Here is an 18807-nt window from a genome sequence, read left to right as displayed (position 1 = left end):
GCGGTAGGAAACAGGAAGAGGTACGGGCGCGCACCATAGCATGCCGCCCGGTTTCCTGGCTTTTGCCACAGTGGCCGCTCATTGAGGGGCGACTCTGGACGGCTGCGCGTGCAGTAGTTTCTGGGTATTGCGCAGTTCATTGATGGCGCTGTCGGTCATCCGGGTCAGGCTCTCAACCGTATCGCCGGACGCCTTGTGAAATTTGCTCGGAATGTAGCTGAATGTATTGATCGCCTCGATGCCGTGGGCTGCGAACATTGCTGCAACGTTGTTCATACTGTCTTGCAATACGCCAATCAGACCATTGATGTTCGCGTCCAGCTTTGCAATCTTCTCGGGCGTCAGTTCCCCTGCCGCCCCCATGACCTCATGAAAGATCTCAGGTAACCCCAGGAGCACCGACAGTCCGCCACTCATTTCACTGGCCATCGGCGCGCCCGCCACTTTCAGACCTACGGAAACGGCCAGGCTCCCACCTTCCTTGCCGCCTTTTAACAGGCCTTTTCTGTTCATATCCATGACGCCTTTCACGACGCCTTTGAGTTTGCCGCTGGCATAGGGAACCAGGTCCATGGTCTTGTATTCACCTTTGCTGATGATTCGCTGAGGGTCCAGCTTCCCTGATTTCAGTTTGACCGAGGTACTCAGACCTGCTCGCTCCGATGCCCAGTCGACACCGAAACTCACCGCTTTTTTTGCCGCAATGCCTGTCGCCAGACCTGCTGCAACGCCCACCGGCCCCGCGGCGACCCCTAACGCCGCCGTCCCGATTCCGATCCCGATTCCAACCCCATAGGAAAAAACCTGGCCTGCAACATGTGCCCCGACTCTGATCGCGGTAGAGGAACCCAGGGCCGCCGCCGAACCGTGGTTGAGAATCTGACGTTGTGCGTCCCGGGCTCTATGTGCCGAGAGTTTGACAATCTGGGTGTGTTTGTAAGCCGCCTGATTCAAAGCGGATCGGGCGGCCCTCGCTCTTTGTCTCTCCTCGCTCCTGGTTTTTCTAACGGCCCGTTCCTCCGGGGTTTCCCGCATACGGCCATCGGAATCGGTAAAGACAATCGGGTTGTTGTTCACCATCGCATACAGATTCAGCCCGTCCACATCGCCTGCCGGGTCGGGACTGATCCAGCGCCACAACCACGGCGCGTAATACCGGGCGCCATAGTAATAAAGTCCGCTGCAATCCATTTCCTTGCCGGAGTACCGAATGGTTTTGTAATCGGCTTCCACCTCTGAACGGGCGGCCCACCACGCCGTGCCGCCAAACGCGTAATAGAACTCAAGACTGATCAAGGCGCCATGGCGATCCAGTTCCAGCGTGCAGGAGCCCAGATGGTCGTCGAGGCTGTAACGCAGCTGATCAGGTTCCAGATCTCCCGGCCCCCCGCTGGCCCAGTGCAGGCATCGAACGCTGCCGAAGGCCAGTGGCAGGGTAATGACGTGCAACACCCGACCGTCGTCGCGGGTGTGAATGTCCAGCCCTGGCAGGTAAAGGACCTCGCGGCTGTGAGTCATTGACCGGGTGTGGGTGACGTGGCGTTTGCAAACCCTTTCACCCTGGCTGTAGAGGTAGCTTTCCCCATCATCCGCCAGGCCGTTGCTGTGGGTGAGCAAGGTCACTTTCTCCAATTGATCCCAGGCGTTCCAGATCAGGGCTTGCGCGCCGTCTTGCAGAGATGACTGATTGCCATGCGGGTCAAACAGGGTCTTGAAATCCGGCTCCGGGTCACCTGTTTTCCAGCGCACGCCACGGTTGCTCTCAGGGTCGATGCGCATGCGCAGGGTGAAATTATTACCCTCACGCTGATGGCGCAGTTCGATCAGATTGTTGCCATCGTCGTAGGTGAAGTCTTCGACGTAGCCATAGCGGCGACCGGGGTCGACCGGCTTGATCAGCTCCGGCAAACCGGACTCCAGATTAGGGACTTCGCCCTCGAAACCCCGGGTGCAGGTCACTCGGTACAACGAGTCGTAGATAAACTCCCGATGGCCATCGACGCGCTGGTTGGCGAAGTACACCGGGGCGAGGGTGTGGTCTTCGATACGCAGGATGTTGTCCATCCGATCGTAGAAATAGTGGAGATTTTGCTGCAAGGCTTCGTCGGGTTTCCCCGACTTGAGAGTGGTGAGGCGCCCGTCGGCCGGGCAATAGGTCCATCGGCTGATCACACCATTACCGGCCGTTTGCATCGTGATCTGGCCGGCGGCGTTGTACTGCGCATCCTGCAGGACGGTTTGCGATTCGCCGGCGCTGAGTTGCAGAACAACCTGCTTGAGCTGCCCGGCGATGTCGTAGTGCAAGCGCTGCCGATGGCCTCCCGAGTCGGTTTGAATCAGCAGGTCGCCCAGAGGGCTGTAGCGCCGATTGCTACTGAAAATGCCGGCACCCGCAATCGTTCGGCTTTCACTCAGCGGCGATCCCTGGAGGCTGAAACTTCCCGGTTCGAGTGTGCCTGATTGATCGACTTGCTTGATCATCTGACCACGCAAGTTGAAGGCGGGATTGGCCGATGGGTCGGCATAGGTGAAGGTTTCGACATTCTCCTGGTCGTTTTCGTCGATGGCAACAGCGCGCAATTGATCGTCGTACCGGGTGCGCCAATGATTGCCGCGTGCGTCCCAGCGACGGAGTTCTTCGCCCGCCAGCCCCGGCAGGATCAAGCGTTTGCCGGCGTCCACGCTGTGAGTCTGGATGGCGTCGCCGGAGAGGCGATGGACGTTGCTTAAAGACGGGATGGAGAGCCGCGGATCCCATTGCTCGATCAGGTGGCCGGCGAGGTTATGAACGCCCCGCGAGATGAGTGATTGCGCGACGTCACCGGCGTTCTTGCGCAGATAAGCCACCTGGCGAATCGGCAGGCTTCTAGCATCAGTGGCTTGAAGATTGGCGGTGCCCCTATGGATAGCGGTGTTCACGGGCAGCAGCTCCCGATTTCAATGTCATAGGGCGGCGCGCAACGTGTTGCTGGTCGCTCAGGCCGGCGCATGGTGACGACTCGCAGTGCGTGCTTGCCTTGCCAGGAATTGGTTGTCTGTCGTGCCCATTTCCCTGTATCGCGCCATACCCGCTTTGCTTCGGCGAATAAGATCTTGTGTCTTGTGATGAGCGCGTTGCACATCGATACGGTGTATGGCTTCAGGGGCCGAGCCACTGACATTGAGGGTTGTACGCTGCGGGTAGAGGGTATCGACACCGGCGGCGTCAAACGCTTTTTCGAATTGGGCGAAGCGTTCATTGTCGACGCTTTCCCACTCATCCAGCATCCGCTCTATTTTGAGGATCTTGACGGGGTCCAGTCGATTATTGATGTCTTCAGCTTCCTGAACCCTGGACCCCATGGCGAGGATGGCGCCGACCCCGGGTACCACCGAGCCGACGACATTGTTCAGGGCAATACTGATCCCGGTTCCCAGCCAGTCATGCGAATCATCAGCCACATGGACGCCGACTTGACGATCAATTTCCTTGATGGACATCGTGGATGTCTGCGGGATGAGAGGCCTGATCAGGCCGGAGGTCGGCAAAATAGCCCCACCCGCGGAGCCAGCCAGCTCACCGCCCAGATTGCCACCGGTCAGACCTTCTGAAAAAGGCGGTTTGCTTTGCTTGGTGAGGAATGCAATGTGTGGCTTGTCCGGCAACACGATGCCGACCTCTCCAGCCCCGTAATACCCGCCAGCAAAACCGATGGCTGCATTTATCGATTCCCCAGCCAGGTTTTTCGCCAGGTCTTTGGCGATGTTGGTTTTATTGATTATGTTGTCGATTTGCTCGAGCGTTTGAGTGGCGTAAGCGACCAGAACAGAAATGAAATTTGAATAGTTGCGAATGACCGCTTCGCCGCTTGCCTCGCCGTCGTTATCGACATAGCGCAACGGATTATTCCTTACAAATCCGTAGAGATTCAGCCCATCCACTTCCCCCGCCGGATCGGCACTCACCCAACGCTGCAACCATGGCGCGTAGTATCGAGCGCCGTAGTAATAAAGCCCGCATTCATCCATTTCCTTGCCCGAATAACGGATGGTTTTGTAGCCGACTTCCAGCAGGGACGCCGCCGCCAGCCAGGCCGTGCCGCCGAACGGGTAATAGCCTTCGTGGCTGATCAGCCGGGCGGCCTGGTCCAGTTCCATGAGGCATGAACCCAACTCGTCGTCGAGGGTGTAGCGCAACTGATCCTGTTCGATGCCGTCCGGTTTGTTGCTGACCCAATGCAGGCAACGCACGCTGCCACGGCCCCCCGGCACGGTGATGACGTGCAGCGTTTCGCCATTGTCGCGGGTGCGGATTTCCAGCCCTGGCAAGTACAGCACTTGTTGAAAGTGGGTGAAGGTCGCGGCTTGCCATTCATGGCGCTTGAACACCCGCACGCCCTGGCTGTAGCGAAAGACTTCGGTATCGTGGCGGCCGTCGTCACGTTCAACCAGCACCGCTCGGGCCAGTTCATCGCGGCTGTTCCAGTCCAGGGGCCTTCCGGGGGCCGAGGCGTGTAGGTTGCCGTGGGCGTCGAACACGGTGTCGAACACCGGCTCGGGGTCCCCGGTGTCCAGCGCACCCCGCGGTTGCTGGTCGGGTCGATGCGCATCTGTTGGGTGTAATTGCCCACGGCACGTTCATGGACCTGCTTGATCAGATTGTTGCCTTCGTCGTACTCGTATTTCTGTGTGTAGTTGAGAAGGTGGTCGGGATCGGTCGGCGAAGGGCGGCCAGGCAGGCCGGTGCTCGGGGCGGCGTCACGGCCGTTGGCGCAAATCAATCGTTCTAGCGTGTCGTAGATGAATCCGCGGTGGCCGTCGATGATCTGATTGGCGAAGTACACCGGTTTGAAGGTGAGATCGTCGATGCACAGCACGTTACCGACACGGTCATAGGCGTACTGAAAATGCTGGAGCAGGCCCTGTCCGGGCACACCCGCCTTCAACGTGGTGAGACGGCCATCGGCGTCATCGTAAGCCCAGGTGCTGAGCACCTTGTTGCCGGCATGCTGCTCGATGATCTGGCCGGCGGCGTTGTAGCGCGCGTCTTCCAGCACAGACTGCCAGGCCTCGGCGGGAGTGAGCCGCAACTGCACCTGTTGCAGTTGTCCGGCGCGGTCGTAAACCATCCGTTGCCGGTGATCGCCGGCATCGGTCTGGGTCAGCAGCGCACCGAGCGGGCTGTAGGTCCGGTGGCTTGGGAACGTGCCGGCACCGGTGATCGTCCGGCTGTCATTCAGCGCTTGGCCCTGCAGGCCGAAGCTGAGCCATTCCACGGTGCCCGAGGGGTCGACCTGGCTGATCAACTGGCCGCAGAGGTTAAAGGCTTTATCGGCGCCGGCATCGGCATAGCTGAAGATTTCGACGTTCGGTTGGTCGTTTTCATCGATGGCAACGGGGCGCAACTGCTCGTCGTACACGGTGCGCCAATGGCTGCCGCGTGCGTCCCAGCGCTGGAGGATTTCTCCGGCCAGCCCCGGCAGGCTGATCCGCCAGCCGGTATCAACGCTGTCGACCATGACGGGTTGCCCGGCAAGTCCATAAACCGTGGCCAGGTTGGGCTTGAGCGCATCGGCCAGGCGCGGGTCCCGTTGCTCCACCAGTTGGCCGATAACGTCATGGCGTTGCCGGGTGATCAGCGGTTCAAGCGCGTCCTCTGGCGTCTTGCGCAGGTAGGCGATATGGCGCGCTGCCAATCCACGCGCATCATTTGACTCTATTGCGGCGGTGTTCCAGTGGGCGGAGTTGCTCATTGCATGTCCACCTTGCTCGCGTTCGAAGCAGGCTCACTGTAGGTGTCATTAAAGTCCAGGACAGTTTTGTACCAGGGGTGGAGGAGGGTGTAGGCGACATCGTCCTTGGCGTTGATGACCTTGATCAGGCGACCCAGCACATCGTAGAAACTTTTATCGTGATGGCCGTATTCCTTGAAGCAATCGTCATCAATGTAGCCGTAAGCGTTGGCGAAATAGGGGCGATAGGTGCGTACCGGCAGTCCCTTGTTGTTGTATTCAACGCGTGCGCTGATGCGCCAGCGCTGGTCGGCGTGTGCCACCTTGGGCTTGCCGTCTTCGATCACCAGTTTGCCGTTTTCCACGACATAGGCATCACCGGGCTCAACCCGTTGCTGGGTTTGCAGGGGGCGTCCGAAACCGTCGATCAACGACAGGATGATCTGGAAGTTCGCGGGTTGGTCATCATCCGGGTACCGGTCAGCGGAAATGACGACGCTGTGCAGCGGCATGCGCGGGACGCTGAGCAGCAGGTCCCACAGCGCCTGCTCCGCCGTTGTCCGGGACTTGAGGCGGCCCAGGAGCAGGCGCGCACTGGCGCGGATGTGCAGGCTTGGCAACACGTAACCTTTGGCGATCCCCTCAGCCAGCCAGTCGGGTGTCTGCTCGACGGGATGGGTGAGCTGACCCATCCAGCTGAGCAGGTCTTTGCGAAAGGTACTGGCGGCTTTTTGTAGCGCGTCCTCGGGGGATTCGATGGCTGTGACCGGGCTGGCGTCAACGGGCCGGACATAGTCGGCGATGGCGTCAAAGCCGGCACGCACAGCGTTTTCTGTTCCATAGAAGGTGACCGTGTGCGGACCGGACGGATCGTTGAGGACTTCTTCAACGTTGTCGTTGGCATCGGTGGTGCGCAACGTTGTCAACGCGTGATAGTCATGCTCGGCGAGTGTGGTGCAGCCATCCGGCAGCTCGAAGCGGTTGATCAGCAGGCAGTAACTGTCGTATTGAACCTTGGTGATGCCGTGGCTTAGCGTTTCGTTGACCCCCTCGACCTTGTAGAAGTGATCGAGGTCTGCATATCGGGCAAAGTTGTGGAGGGCGGACCAAAGATTTCTCTGTTGATCCTCTTCTTCGTCGGCCTCTGCGTCCGTGCCCAGAAACAGCTTCATGCACAGATAACCGATACGCTCCAGTTCTGCCCGGATATCGAACGACGGATCTGGCACATCGCCGTAGACCGCCAGCGCTGCCTTGTTCAGTTGTGCGATTTCCATCGGCCCCACCAGGGCTTCGAACCCGGCCGTGCCCTCCGGCAATGTTTCATTCGCTGTAGAGACGTAGCGCTGCACCGATTGCGACGTCAATTCCCGCCGGGCCGCCCATTCGGGTGAGGCGAACAACTCAAGGAACTGCTCATAAGAAATCACGCCGGGATCAAGCCCTTCAGCGGCTGGCTTCTTGGGCAATACCAAGGCGTTGCCCCGTTGCCGATAGGGCAGGCCGAGCCTCCAGCCTTGCGGATCGACCTGGTGAATAAACCCGGCGCGGGTTTCGCTCAAGTAGTAGGACTGCTGCGCCGGATCATGGGCGTCCTTCCACCATTGCCGTTCATCGATATCGGTAAATGGCGGTTCGTCTTGCTCTGTCAGGCGCCGTGCGTAGCTGACCGTGATGCTGTGAGTGGTGAGCCCAAACTCGTCCCGGCTCAAGTTGATGACATGGCGGCACAGGGGGTCTTCGACGAAACGCTCATAGTGATAGTGGATTTCTTCCAGCAGCGACGTCATCAACACCGTGTCGGGGTTGTGGTCGCCACGCTCACGCACGTTACGGACGATGTATCGATTCTGGACCGCCAGAAAAGGCGTCTCCGGGAGCTGGTCAGTCGCCGCAAAGGTTTCCACCCTGAGTACGACACCCGACAGGCTGCGGGCGATTTCGTGAACGGTGACTTCATCCCCGGGCGCAATGATTTCTTCGTACTCGTCGCCCGGGTGATATCGACAAAACAGCATGTCGCCCAACGGATGTGCCTGATCATCTCGATTGAAATAACCGTCGCGAGGCATATTGATCTGCATGCCGGTATGAAACCAGGTGCGGACCAATGCCGGGGCGGTGAAGCTTTCGTCTTCATCCGAACCGGTTTCGCTGTCGGTTTGGTCCAGCCTTCCGAAGCCACGGAACTCCCGGTCCTGATGGTCATACCAGGCCTCGAAATACCGGAAAAACTGATTCAGGCAATTACCGGTGATTTCATCCCGCTGGGTTTGTTGACTCACGACCTGCACAGCAAAAGGCAGGTAACAGACGGGAGGGCGCTCAAGCTGGAGAAGCTGCTGTTTTTCGTCCAGCCAGAACTGCGCAGAACTTCGATGCACCACCTGCGTGCTGCACCCCATGTTGTTGTTGCTGGCGATCATCAAGTACGGCTTGGCGCCGACAAAGTCGTAGCGCCAGTGTCGGGGCTTCATGTGCGGCACGGTCAGGATCAGGCTGGCGCAGCCGAGCCCTTGCAGGTCGGCGAAAGTGACCTGACACAGGTTGTCGTAACGCACGCCCTCGGGCCAGGGGACCGTGATGGGCGTTTGTGCAAAACCATTGCCGCCGTGGTTGAGGTAAATGTCAAAGCCAGCGGAATTCAGATAAATGAGCGCCGGGGCACCGGAGCCATTCAGATCGGCGATTCGCACCCGCGCGGCATCGAACGCGGCGTACTCGAAACTCGGGCCGCTGATGACAAAACCGCTGCCGAATTGTCCGTGCCCCAGATTTGGCCAGCATTTGATTTCGTTGTGCCGAATGCGGCACAACTCGGTCATGTCGCTGCCCAGCAGATTGCCCAACAGCACCAGTTCGCTGCTTGAGTTGCTGAAGATGGGCAAACGGTCGGGGTCATGCAGGACATCTTCGGCCCTGGCAAAACCGTCTTCACGCTGATTGGCGTAGAAGCGCACGGCGTTGGGGCCGATCAGCGCCAGCGAGCTGAGCCCGTCGCCGGTCAAATCGCACAGCTGCGAAAGGGTGTTGAAAAACTCCACCGGGAAGGCCGAAAAGGGGATGAAGGTTGACCAGCTCCGATCCGGGTTCAGCGTGTAAAAACCACACATGCCGGGTTGGGCGACAATCCAGTCCAGACGCCCGTCGCCGGTCATGTCCATCAGGGCTTGATGCGCAGGTCTATTGCGGTCGGCCACCGGGATTTTCGTCAGCGCTGTCCACGGGCCGTAGTCAATGTGGTCAGGGCCCGTGGTGGCACGCAAGGGCTCGCGGTAGTACCAGCATTGGTCATGGCGACACAGAAAGCCCGGCAGGCCTTCGCCGAACAGGTCGACGCATTGATAGAGTCCGCTGTCTTCAAGGCCCGGCATGTTCTCGAACGGGAAGAAGGCAACCGGCTCTTTATTGAGTTCAAACGCCGAATAGTCGAACTCCACCGGGGGCATGTTTTCCACGGTGCCGTCGGCGTCATACGCCTGATAATGCGCCGCCGCGATCTGGCTGTAAGACCAGGGGGTTGTGTTGGCCGCGTACTCCAGCAGCAAGCGCCGGACCAGCACGGGTTCGCTGCCCAATTCCGGAAAACTGTGAAACATCAGCACTTGCTGGCAAAGGCGGCGAGTGCCCACTTCAAAGCCCTGTCGATAGGACGAAAAGGGGTCTTCACGAGTCAGCCAGGGCTCGAGCGTCGGGCCGTCATACACCGGTTTTTCAGTCAGCTCCCGGGTGCGCTCGCCGTAGTCGAACACCAAGTGGAAATGCCATGCAGGCGTCGGTGTCTGCGGCAAGTCCCAGCCGTACAACTGGTCATACGCGGCAACGTTGCCATACAACGCGCGATGGACGTAGCGTTGTGCGCGGTAGTCATGCGGGACGGTTTCTTCTCCAGGGGCCTGGTCTTTCAGGTATTCGTAGCGGATATGCTCGCCCCAGGCATTCATGCTCTCCTGCAACAACCAGGCAACAATTCGCTTCGAGTCCAGCGGGTCTGCCTTGCGCGTACTTTCGATCTTACCGAACAGGTGCAGGCTGCCATCAGCTCCGTGCACCAGCCAGAACCCTTCCGGGTTCGAATCGGAATACCAGAATTCGATCAAATCGAACGTGCTTTCGACCCGTGGCCGATAGCGCAGCACAGCGTGCTTGCCGACAGACAGGCCACGGTATTCAGAGACTTCACGTTCCTCGATCTCACCGCTGGCGTTGCGCTCGGCCATCAACTGCTCACCCAGAGGGCTGATGAACACATCATCGCCGGTATAGCGCGGCACACCTTTACTGGTCTGGCGAGTGATGGCGCCGAGGTTCAACTGCCAGCCGATGCCGAACGGTCCGTTCGCCGACTGGCTGCTGTAACTCAACGAGAGTTGGGGGTCGCAGCCGCGTCCCGCTGAAATCGGCAGCGACAGCGCGAAAGACGCGCCTCCCGTCCAACCGACTTTAGCCCAATCATTACCGATGCTGGCGATCGAAGTGCTCTTGGCAATCGCGGGTGCGACGATATTCAGGGACGCTTGGTCTTCCATGGGGCTGATCCTGTTTTGGCCTGGCGTTCGCCCGTGGCAACGGTGTCGCTTGATGGATCAGACGCTAACAAGATGGGAGTCTTGCGTAACCTGTCAGATCTGACAGATCAGGAGGGGGTTCTAGATCAAATAGCTGTAAGCGGATCGCTTTTAATGCCATCGGCATTATTCGCAAGCAAAAAAAACGGCCGGGTCGTCCATTCAGACGAGCCGGCCGTTTTGGCAAAGTCGCAGTGCTTATTGCACTTCGACCGCCAGGCTTTCACTGATCTTTTTCTGCCAGATGGCAGGACCGGTGATGTGTACCGACTCGCCCTTGCTGTCTACTGCAACAGTCACCGGCATGTCTTTGACGTCGAACTCGTAGATCGCTTCCATGCCCAGTTCGGCGAATGCCACGACACGGGATTTCTTGATCGCTTGCGCCACCAGGTAAGCTGCGCCGCCCACTGCCATCAGGTAAACGGCTTTGTGGTCCTTGATCGCTTCGATCGCGGTCGGGCCGCGCTCGGATTTGCCGATCATGCCCAGCAGGCCGGTTTGCTCGAGGATCTGACGGGTGAACTTGTCCATCCGCGTGGCGGTGGTCGGACCGGCAGGGCCCACCACTTCTTCGCGCACCGGATCAACCGGGCCGACGTAGTAGATGAAGCGACCTTTCAGATCGACCGGCAGGGTTTCACCTTTGTTCAGCATCTCGACCATGCGCTTGTGCGCGGCGTCGCGACCGGTGAGCATCTTGCCGTTGAGCAGGACGGTTTCGCCCGGCTTCCAGCTCTGCACGTCTTCCGGGGTCAGGGTGTCGAGGTTGACGCGACGGGCCGACGGGCCGGCTTCCCAGACGATTTCCGGGTAGGCGTCCAGCGGTGGCGCTTCCAGGGTCGCCGGGCCGGAGCCATCCAATACGAAGTGCGCGTGACGGGTGGCGGCGCAGTTCGGGATCATGCACACCGGCAGCGAAGCGGCGTGGGTCGGGTAATCCATGATCTTCACGTCGAGTACGGTGGTCAGGCCACCGAGGCCCTGGGCGCCGATGCCCAGTTGGTTGACCTTCTCGAACAGTTCCAGGCGCATCTCTTCGATGCGATTGGACGGGCCGCGCTTTTTCAGCTCGTGAATGTCGATGGATTCCATCAACACTTCCTTGGCCATCACGGCGGCTTTCTCGGCGGTGCCGCCGATGCCGATGCCGAGCATGCCCGGTGGGCACCAGCCGGCGCCCATTTCCGGAACGGTCTTCAATACCCAGTCGACGATCGAGTCGGACGGGTTGAGCATGGCCATTTTCGACTTGTTCTCGGAGCCGCCGCCCTTGGCTGCCACGTCCACTTCCACGGTGTTACCCGGAACGATGGAGTAGTGGATAACGGCCGGGGTGTTGTCCTTGGTGTTTTTACGAGCGCCCGCCGGGTCGGCGAGGATCGAGGCACGCAGGACGTTTTCCGGCAGGTTGTAAGCCCGGCGCACGCCTTCGTTGATCATGTCGTCCAGGCCCATGGTGGCGCCATCCCAACGCACGTCCATGCCCACGCGGACGAAGACGGTGACGATGCCGGTGTCCTGGCAGATCGGGCGGTGGCCGGTGGCACACATGCGCGAGTTGATCAGGATTTGCGCCATCGAATCACGAGCTGCCGGCGATTCTTCGCGCAGGTAGGCCTCGTGCATCGCCTGGATGAAGTCAACGGGGTGGTAATAGGAAATGAACTGCAGGGCGTCGGCAACGCTCTGAATCAGGTCGTCTTGCTTGATCACGGTCATGAGTCGCGCTCCTCTAAAAGACGGGAACATTCAATAGCTCTTCGAGCCAGCTTCAAGCTTTGAGCTACAAGCGGCAAGTAAGAGCAGTGTGTGTACTGCTTTGAGCTTGCTGCTTGGAGCTTGCAACTTGAAGCTGGCTCGAAGAGTCAGGGCACGCCGGGGCTGCTGGCGCGACGCTAAAAAGGCGCGGCAGTATACCGCGCCTCGGTTCCGGGCACACCCGCCGAAAGTCAATCTTGCGGCAGGCGGATTTATCTGCGGTGTGGGGATTTAGCGAAACGTCGCCCCGCCCCGTTGGGTGGCGAAGCCGCCCCCGATAGCTACACCTCGGTGAGACAGGTATACCCCGTGTGTCGGATGGGCGATTGCTTCGCAGTCGAACGGGGATAAATCCCCTCGCCACAGGCAAGCTCCCTCACCGCAGGTTTTGTGTCATTCAGGGACATGCTTTTGACGCCAGTTTTCTGCCCCGAAAATTGAATGGTCATTTATCAGACACCCCACTAAAGTGGCATTCGGTCTGTAGAGTAGGACACTCGATCAGCCTCCTTTCGCACGGTGAGTCAACGATTGACCCATAACGCCATCCAACGGCTTTTGCTCAAACGCTTCGCCCTCGCAGCCGGCACCTACGCCCTGGCTTTGGTATTGCTGTGGATGGCGTTTTTCACCGGGCATTACGATGAGCCGCTGACCAGCGTGGCCATCGGCAGCGCGCTGGTGGTGATCACCCAGGGGACGTTGTTCGCGGTGTTTTACAGCGGCTGCAACCTGCGCTTTTCCGACCCGAGCCTGACCGAAGCACAAGTATTGATGGGCCTGGGGTGGCAGACATGGCTGGTTGCCAATCTGGATGAGGCGCGCGGCGCGTTCCTGGTGTTCTACCTGCTGATCATGTTGTTCGGGCTGTTCCATCTTTCGCGCCGTGCGTTTGTGCGCTGTGCCCTGTTGGTGTTTTTCAGTTTCAGTGCGATCACGCTATGGGAGGGCTACCACTTCCAGTTGCACGACCCGGCGCTGGCCGCGTTGCAGGTGTGCGTGCTGTTTATCGTGTTGGTGTGGCTGGAGCTTTATGCCCGTTACGTCCAGGCCTCGCGTCAACGTATGCGCCAACGACGGTTTGCCTTGCAGGCGCACCAGGACACCCTGCGCGGGATGATGCGCCAGCTCGAAGACCTGGTCGCCACCGACGAACTGACCGGGCTGTTCAACCGCCGGCATTTCCTGCGCCTGGCTTCTCGCGAGCTGAACGCGATGGAGGCGGGCGTGGTGCATGGCCTGGCGTTGATCGACCTCGACCACTTCAAACGCATCAATGACGTTCATGGCCACGCTGCTGGCGATCAGGTGCTGCAAGCCTTTGCCGGCGTGGCCACCGCCTGCCTGCGAGAGGGCGATGTGCTGGCCCGTTATGGTGGCGAGGAGTTCGTGGTGTTGCTGCCCGACTGCAACGCCGAACGCCTGACCTCTTGTTGCGAGCGGCTGCGCATCGCCTTTACCGATGTCGAGTTGATCGGACTCAACGTCGCCCACCTCAGTTTGTCCGCCGGCATGACGTTGCTGGAGTTGGGCGATGATCTCGACGACGCCTTGCAGCGCGCCGACCAGGCGCTTTACCGCGCCAAGCGTGACGGGCGCAATCGCTGCGCGGCGGCATGGGAGAACGTCGATGCCTGAGTTGCGCGTCGGCGAGCGCCATTGGTCCGTGGCCCCGGGCAGCAACCTGCTCGATGCCCTGAATCAGAACGGCGTGGCCGTGCCCTACAGTTGTCGCGCCGGCAGTTGCCATGCGTGCCTGGTGCAATGCGTTCAAGGCTTGCCCAGCGACAGCCGTCCCGATGCCTTGAGCGCTGAACAGCGTCAGCAAGGTTGGCGTCTGGCGTGTCAGTGCCAGGTGGTCGAGGACTTGCAGGTGCATGCCTTCGATCCACACGTCGACGGCCGCCCCGCGCAAGTCGTCGCCGTTGATTGGTTGAGCGCCAGCGTATTGCGGTTGCGCCTGACCACCGAGCGACCGTTACGCTACAGCGCCGGGCAGCATCTGGTGTTGTGGGCGGGCAACGTGGCACGGCCCTACTCCTTGGCGAGTCTGCCGGAAGAGGACCGCTTTTTGGAGTTCCACCTCGATTGTCGACAGCGGGGTGAATTCAGCGACGCGGCCCGTCAGCTGAAAATCGGCGACCCGATCCGCCTCGGCGAACTGCGTGGCGGAGCGTTGCAATATGACCCGGACTGGAGCACTCGACCACTGTGGCTGATGGCGGCCGGTACGGGACTGGGGCCGTTGTTCGGTGTGTTGCGCGAAGCGTTGCGTCAGGATCACCAAGGCGCCATCCGCGTCATTCACCTCGCCCATGACGCCAGCGAGCATTACCTGGCCAAGCCCCTGCAAGCCATGGCCGATGTGCGTGAAAACCTCAGCATTGAATGCTGGACCCCGGCCGAGTTGCCGCAAGCGTTGGCGCAACTGCGGCTTGTTTCCCGGCAAACCCTGGCCTTAGTCTGCGGAGCCCCCGACAGTGTCGACGCCTTTGCCCGGCGTTTGTACCTGGCCGGACTGCCGCGCAACCAACTGCTGGCGGATGTCTTTGTTCCCCGTGGTTGAGCGCTGATCGTTTAACGACGCGAGACTCGCCATGACCGATGCCATCCAGCTTGAACGCGAACGCGGCCTGCTGACCCTGCGCCTGAACCGCCCCGACAAGAAAAACGCCCTGACCCGCGCCATGTACAGCCACTTGGCCGACGCGCTGAAACAGGCCGACATCGACCCCGACATCAACGCCGTGCTGATCACCGGCAGCGCCGAGTGCTTCACTGCCGGCAACGACATCGCCGATTTCATCCAGCAACCGCCGAGCAACCTCGACAGCCCGGTGTTCCACTTCATGCTCAACTTGCTGGAATGCCGCAAACCGGTGATCGCCGCCGTGGCGGGCGCGGCGGTGGGGATCGGCACGACGCTGTTGCTGCATTGCGATCTGGTGTATGTCAGCCGTGATGCGCGGTTGCGCATGCCGTTCGTGAACCTCGGGTTGTGCCCGGAGTTTGGTTCGAGCCTGATCCTGCCGCGATTGCTCGGGCATGCCAAAGCAGCGGAGCTGTTGCTGTTGGGTGAAGGGTTTAGCGGTGAGCAGGCTGCGGCGTGGGGCATTGCCACCGAAGCGTTGGGCAGTGGCGAAGCGGCGTTGGCCAAGGCGCGGGAGATGGCGTTGCGGTTTGAGTCATTGCCACCGGAAGCGGTGCGGATCAGCAAGCAATTGATGAAAGCGCCGGACCGGGAGCAGCTGCGCACAGTGATCGAAGAAGAGGGCGCGTTGTTCACCCAAAGGTTGCGTTCGCCGGAAGCGTTGGCGGCATTGTCGGCTTTTATCAGCCGACACTGACATCGATCGTTCCCACGCAGATCGTGGGAGCGATCAACAAAAAGCCCCGCCATTCACATGGCGGGGCTTTTGCTTTTCAGCAGCCGATCACTCAGACCATCGGATCGCCAACGTGCAGGATTTTCATCCCGTTGGTGCCGCCGATGGTGTGGTAGCTGTCGCCCTTGGTCAGGATGACCCAGTCGCCTTTCTCGACAACGCCGCGCTTGAGCAACTCGTCGATCGCGGCCTGGCTGACTTGCTCAGGCGGCAGCGATGCCGGGTCGAACGGAACGGTGTAGACGCCACGGAACATCGCCGCGCGGGCCTGGGTTTCGCGGTGCGGGGAGAACGCGTAGATCGGCACCGAAGAACGGATGCGCGACATGATCAACGGCGTGTAGCCACTTTCGGTCAGGGCGATGATCGCCTTCACGCCCGGGAAGTGGTTGGCGGTGTACATGGCCGCCAGGGCGATGGACTGGTCGCAGCTTTCGAACACTTTGCCGATGCGGTGGCTGGAGGTCTTGCTGGTCGGATGCTTTTCCGCGCCGATGCAGATGCGCGCCATCGCTTGCACGGCTTCCAGCGGGTACAGGCCGGCAGCACTTTCCGCCGAGAGCATCACGGCGTCGGTGTAGTCGAGCACGGCGTTGGCTACGTCGGACACTTCGGCGCGGGTCGGCATCGGGTTCTGGATCATCGACTCCATCATCTGGGTCGCCACGATCACAGCCTTGTTGTGGCGGCGTGCGTGCAGAATGATTTTCTTCTGAATGCCCACCAGCTCGGCGTCGCCGATTTCCACACCCAAATCACCACGGGCAACCATGACCGCGTCGGACGCCTGGATCAGCGCGTCGAGGGTTTCGTCGTCGGCCACGGCTTCGGCGCGTTCGATCTTCGCCACCAGCCAGGCAGTACCGCCGGCCTCGTCGCGCAGTTGACGGGCGTATTCCATGTCGGCGGCGTCGCGCGGGAAGGACACGGCGAGGTAGTCGACTTCCATTTCGGCGGCGAGCTTGATGTCGGCCTTGTCTTTCTCGGTCAGGGCCGGCGCCGTCAGGCCACCGCCGCGACGGTTGATGCCTTTATGGTCGGACAGCGGGCCGCCGATCAGTACGGTGCAGTTCAGTTCGGTGGCGGTGGCGGTATCGACGCGCATCACCACGCGGCCGTCGTCGAGCAGCAGCTCGTCGCCCACGCCGCAATCCTTGACCAGATCCGGGTAGTCGATGCCGACCACTTGCTGGTTGCCTTCGGTCAGAGGATGGCTGGTGGAGAAGGTGAATTGATCACCGATCTTCAGCTCGATCTTCTTGTTGGCGAATTTGGCGATCCGGATTTTCGGGCCTTGCAGGTCACCCAGCAGGGCCACGAAACGACCGTGCTTGGCCGCGAGGTCACGCACCAGCTTCGCGCGAGCCTTGTGCTCGTCGGGGGTGCCGTGGGAGAAGTTCAGGCGGGCGACGTCCAGGCCAGCCAGAATCAGCTGTTCGAGAACTTCCGGCGAGTTACTGGCCGGGCCAAGGGTAGCGACGATTTTGGTACGACGGACGGACATGCAAAGACTCCTGAGTTCAAGCGCTGAGTGAGGCTACTATGGTCAGCGGGTGTAGTCATTGTTCGTTTGCACTACTTTTTCGTTTGTTTCTTTAACCGAACATTCCTGAAGATTTCTGCTCACGGGTCGATACAGAGCTCAAGACAGGAGATCCCCCATGCGATTCGTGCTCATTGCCGCCCTTGCCCTCAGTGTGACGGGTTGCGCCCGTTGGTCCATGAACCATCATTTGAATAATGCCTACAGCGCTTACGATCGCGGCAATTGCGAGCAGGTGATGCTCGAATTGTCCAAAGTCGAACGCTCCAGCCGTGCGCGGCCTTATGTGTGGCCGGAAGTGTCGATGATGCGTGGCCAGTGCCTGGAACGGCAGAAGCTGTTCATCGATGCGGCGCAGACTTATCAGTTCATCATGGCGTCCTACCCGCAAAGCGAATACGCCTACCGCGCCCGCGCCCGTCTGGAAACCTTGCAGAGCCTGGGACATTACCCGACTCGCAGCGCCGCGGCCGCCGTGCGCCCGACGCGGTTCTGATTGCCGTTGTCGTGCAAAGGCTGGCCGCCCGGCGGTGGTGAGCTATAGTCGAATGGATCGGTTTTAGAGCCATGTCTCTAGACCGAGGTCATACCTGTGACCGGCAGCCGTAAGCGTCAGCGGATTCATGGACTGACGCACCGGGAGCGGGGAGAGCGCGCCAGGCTTTTTCAACAAAAGCAAAAACGGCACGTTCCGAAGCATTAGTGCGGCCCTGCTTAAGGGCCTTGCTGGGCCAACTGCGCATGTTTACCGACCGCCGGATCGAGCGGCATCAACTGCCGTATTTTCTGAAAGTATTCAACAGCGTCACCGACAAACCCATCGGCTTTTTGGGCAACGTGTCCGCCGACGGGCTGATGCTCATCAGCCAGTTGCCCATGATGGTGGGCGTCGACTTTGACCTGCGTTTGAAAATCCCCGCCAGCGACGGTTGCCAACAGGTCATTGACCTGACGGCCTGTTGTTTGTGGTGCCACGAAGACGAAACCCCCCACCATTACGACGCCGGGTTCAGCCTGCAACGGGCACCGCCGGAGTATGGGCAATTGGTGGAGGCGTTGACGCAGTACTTCAGTTTTCAGCCGATGCCGGCGTCTGCCTGAGTGTTGTGATGCATCAGCAATGGCCATCGCGAGCAGACTCGCTCCCACAGGGGTATCGGCTGTCCACACATATTGTGGTCCCCGAAAATCCTCTGTAGGAGCGAGCCTGCTCGCGATGACGTCAGCTCAGGCGCCTGATAATCAAGCTCAGGTCGTCTTGATCGCCTTTTCGTTATCCAGCGACCGCTCCACCAGCATCAACCCCAACTCACTCATCCGGTAAATCGCCATCGCCAGATGCCGCGGCTTGTCCTCCAGACTTTCCGCCAGGTCGAGTAGCAGAATGCTGACCGTCGAGAATGTTTCGTAGGTCTCGATGGTCAAGGCTTCGGGGTTGGCATCAGGGACAACGGTGAACATCTTCATGGCGCGTTCCTCGGTGGTGCGTTCGTTAGCAAAGCACGATTTGGTTTTTTTTTGAGCGAGATGGTGGTTCAGCGCTTTTTGGGCGGCGGTATGAAGTTTTTTTGGATCGAAAGTGGCATAGGCTGAGCACGTAGGCTCGGAAGGGGCAGGTGTAGCCTTCGACATGGGGTTAACTCCTTATTGGATCGCTGATAAGTAGCGATAGGAGAACCTTAATCGGGGTGACTCTCGCCCGAAGTCAGTCGGGGGCACCGCAGGTTGTAGGCAGAAGCAACTGATTATGTAGCCGTTGTACGGCTTCTTGTATATACGTGTAGGACCAGGGTGAATGCAGGCTTGGCCAATGGTCATGACCATTGGCCACAGCAAAG

Annotated in this window: 12 protein-coding genes; 5 read left to right on the top strand and 7 right to left on the bottom strand. The window is 59.9% G+C overall.

All coding sequences use genetic code 11. The features are described 5' to 3' along the window. Positions 1-78: 78 nt before the first annotated feature. From HP062_RS13635 to HP062_RS13620, 5 genes are all read right to left on the bottom strand, one after another. Positions 79-2919: an RHS repeat-associated core domain-containing protein gene (locus HP062_RS13635; RefSeq protein WP_172791535.1), complete on the bottom strand. Its 2841-nt coding sequence runs from the start codon at positions 2917-2919 to the stop codon at positions 79-81. Between the two features lie 57 nt (positions 2920-2976). Then, entirely contained in the window at positions 2977-4137 is a 1161-nt protein-coding gene (locus HP062_RS31090; protein ID WP_256666167.1) for an RHS repeat-associated core domain-containing protein, read from the bottom strand. After that, positions 4110-5675: a hypothetical protein gene (locus tag HP062_RS31085; RefSeq protein WP_256666166.1), complete on the bottom strand. Its 1566-nt coding sequence runs from the start codon at positions 5673-5675 to the stop codon at positions 4110-4112. The genes HP062_RS31090 and HP062_RS31085 overlap by 28 nt, the downstream gene beginning before the upstream one ends. Before the next feature lie 53 nt (positions 5676-5728). Continuing rightward, positions 5729-10240 (bottom strand): SpvB/TcaC N-terminal domain-containing protein, encoded by a 4512-nt coding sequence (locus HP062_RS13625; RefSeq protein ID WP_172791534.1) that lies wholly within the window; start codon positions 10238-10240, stop codon positions 5729-5731. A gap of 237 nt (positions 10241-10477) precedes the next feature. Continuing rightward, entirely contained in the window at positions 10478-12001 is a 1524-nt protein-coding gene (locus HP062_RS13620) for a fumarate hydratase (RefSeq protein WP_010457560.1), read from the bottom strand. A 570-nt stretch (positions 12002-12571) separates the two neighbouring features. Here HP062_RS13620 and HP062_RS13615 point away from each other — a divergent pair. The 3 genes from HP062_RS13615 to HP062_RS13605 are packed head-to-tail and all read left to right on the top strand — an operon-like array spanning position 12572 to position 15387. Continuing rightward, entirely contained in the window at positions 12572-13678 is a 1107-nt protein-coding gene (locus HP062_RS13615) for a diguanylate cyclase (RefSeq protein ID WP_010457559.1), read from the top strand. Continuing rightward, on the top strand, positions 13671-14606 hold the full coding sequence (locus tag HP062_RS13610) for an iron-sulfur-binding ferredoxin reductase (RefSeq protein WP_102594723.1): 936 nt from the start codon (positions 13671-13673) through the stop codon (positions 14604-14606). Before HP062_RS13615 ends, HP062_RS13610 begins: the two co-directional genes overlap by 8 nt. Before the next feature lie 31 nt (positions 14607-14637). Beyond that, a complete protein-coding gene (locus HP062_RS13605) occupies positions 14638-15387 on the top strand; it encodes an enoyl-CoA hydratase-related protein (protein WP_172791533.1) in 750 nt (249 codons plus the stop codon). A 91-nt stretch (positions 15388-15478) separates the two neighbouring features. Here the strand turns inward: HP062_RS13605 and pyk are convergent, their stop codons facing one another. Further along, entirely contained in the window at positions 15479-16930 is a 1452-nt protein-coding gene (pyk, locus tag HP062_RS13600) for a pyruvate kinase (RefSeq protein ID WP_154501472.1), read from the bottom strand. 157 nt (positions 16931-17087) lie between these two features. On the opposite strand from pyk, the gene HP062_RS13595 reads away from it, so the two are divergent. Beyond that, positions 17088-17465, top strand: a complete 378-nt coding sequence (locus tag HP062_RS13595) for a tol-pal system YbgF family protein (RefSeq protein WP_010457555.1) — start codon at positions 17088-17090, stop codon at positions 17463-17465. A gap of 245 nt (positions 17466-17710) precedes the next feature. Continuing rightward, positions 17711-18070, top strand: coding sequence for a PilZ domain-containing protein (locus tag HP062_RS13590; protein ID WP_010457554.1), 360 nt, complete (start codon positions 17711-17713; stop codon positions 18068-18070). A gap of 147 nt (positions 18071-18217) precedes the next feature. Here the strand turns inward: HP062_RS13590 and HP062_RS13585 are convergent, their stop codons facing one another. Continuing rightward, positions 18218-18601 carry a DUF6124 family protein gene (locus HP062_RS13585; protein WP_172791532.1) on the bottom strand — a complete coding sequence of 128 codons (384 nt, stop codon included), beginning with the start codon at positions 18599-18601 and terminating at the stop codon, positions 18218-18220. Positions 18602-18807: the final 206 nt, after the last annotated feature.

The organism is Pseudomonas sp. B14-6, from assembly GCF_013260315.1.
GTDB lineage: Bacteria > Pseudomonadota > Gammaproteobacteria > Pseudomonadales > Pseudomonadaceae > Aquipseudomonas > Aquipseudomonas mandelii.
The sequence above is the reverse complement of the archived record's forward strand: the minus strand, read 5'-3'. Positions and strand labels throughout refer to the sequence as shown.

What these genes read in the sequence shown, in the direction of transcription:
- HP062_RS31090 (WP_256666167.1), bottom strand. Translation starts at nt 4,137, where the DNA reads ATGGAACTGGACCAGGCCGCCCGGCTGATCAGCCACGAAGGCTATTAC.
- HP062_RS13625 (WP_172791534.1), bottom strand. Translation starts at nt 10,240, where the DNA reads ATGGAAGACCAAGCGTCCCTGAATATCGTCGCACCCGCGATTGCCAAG.
- HP062_RS13620 (WP_010457560.1), bottom strand. Translation starts at nt 12,001, where the DNA reads ATGACCGTGATCAAGCAAGACGACCTGATTCAGAGCGTTGCCGACGCC.
- HP062_RS13610 (WP_102594723.1), top strand. Translation starts at nt 13,671, where the DNA reads ATGCCTGAGTTGCGCGTCGGCGAGCGCCATTGGTCCGTGGCCCCGGGC.
- HP062_RS13605 (WP_172791533.1), top strand. Translation starts at nt 14,638, where the DNA reads ATGACCGATGCCATCCAGCTTGAACGCGAACGCGGCCTGCTGACCCTG.
- pyk (WP_154501472.1), bottom strand. Translation starts at nt 16,930, where the DNA reads ATGTCCGTCCGTCGTACCAAAATCGTCGCTACCCTTGGCCCGGCCAGT.
- HP062_RS13595 (WP_010457555.1), top strand. Translation starts at nt 17,088, where the DNA reads ATGCGATTCGTGCTCATTGCCGCCCTTGCCCTCAGTGTGACGGGTTGC.
- HP062_RS13590 (WP_010457554.1), top strand. Translation starts at nt 17,711, where the DNA reads ATGTTTACCGACCGCCGGATCGAGCGGCATCAACTGCCGTATTTTCTG.
- HP062_RS13585 (WP_172791532.1), bottom strand. Translation starts at nt 18,601, where the DNA reads ATGTCGAAGGCTACACCTGCCCCTTCCGAGCCTACGTGCTCAGCCTAT.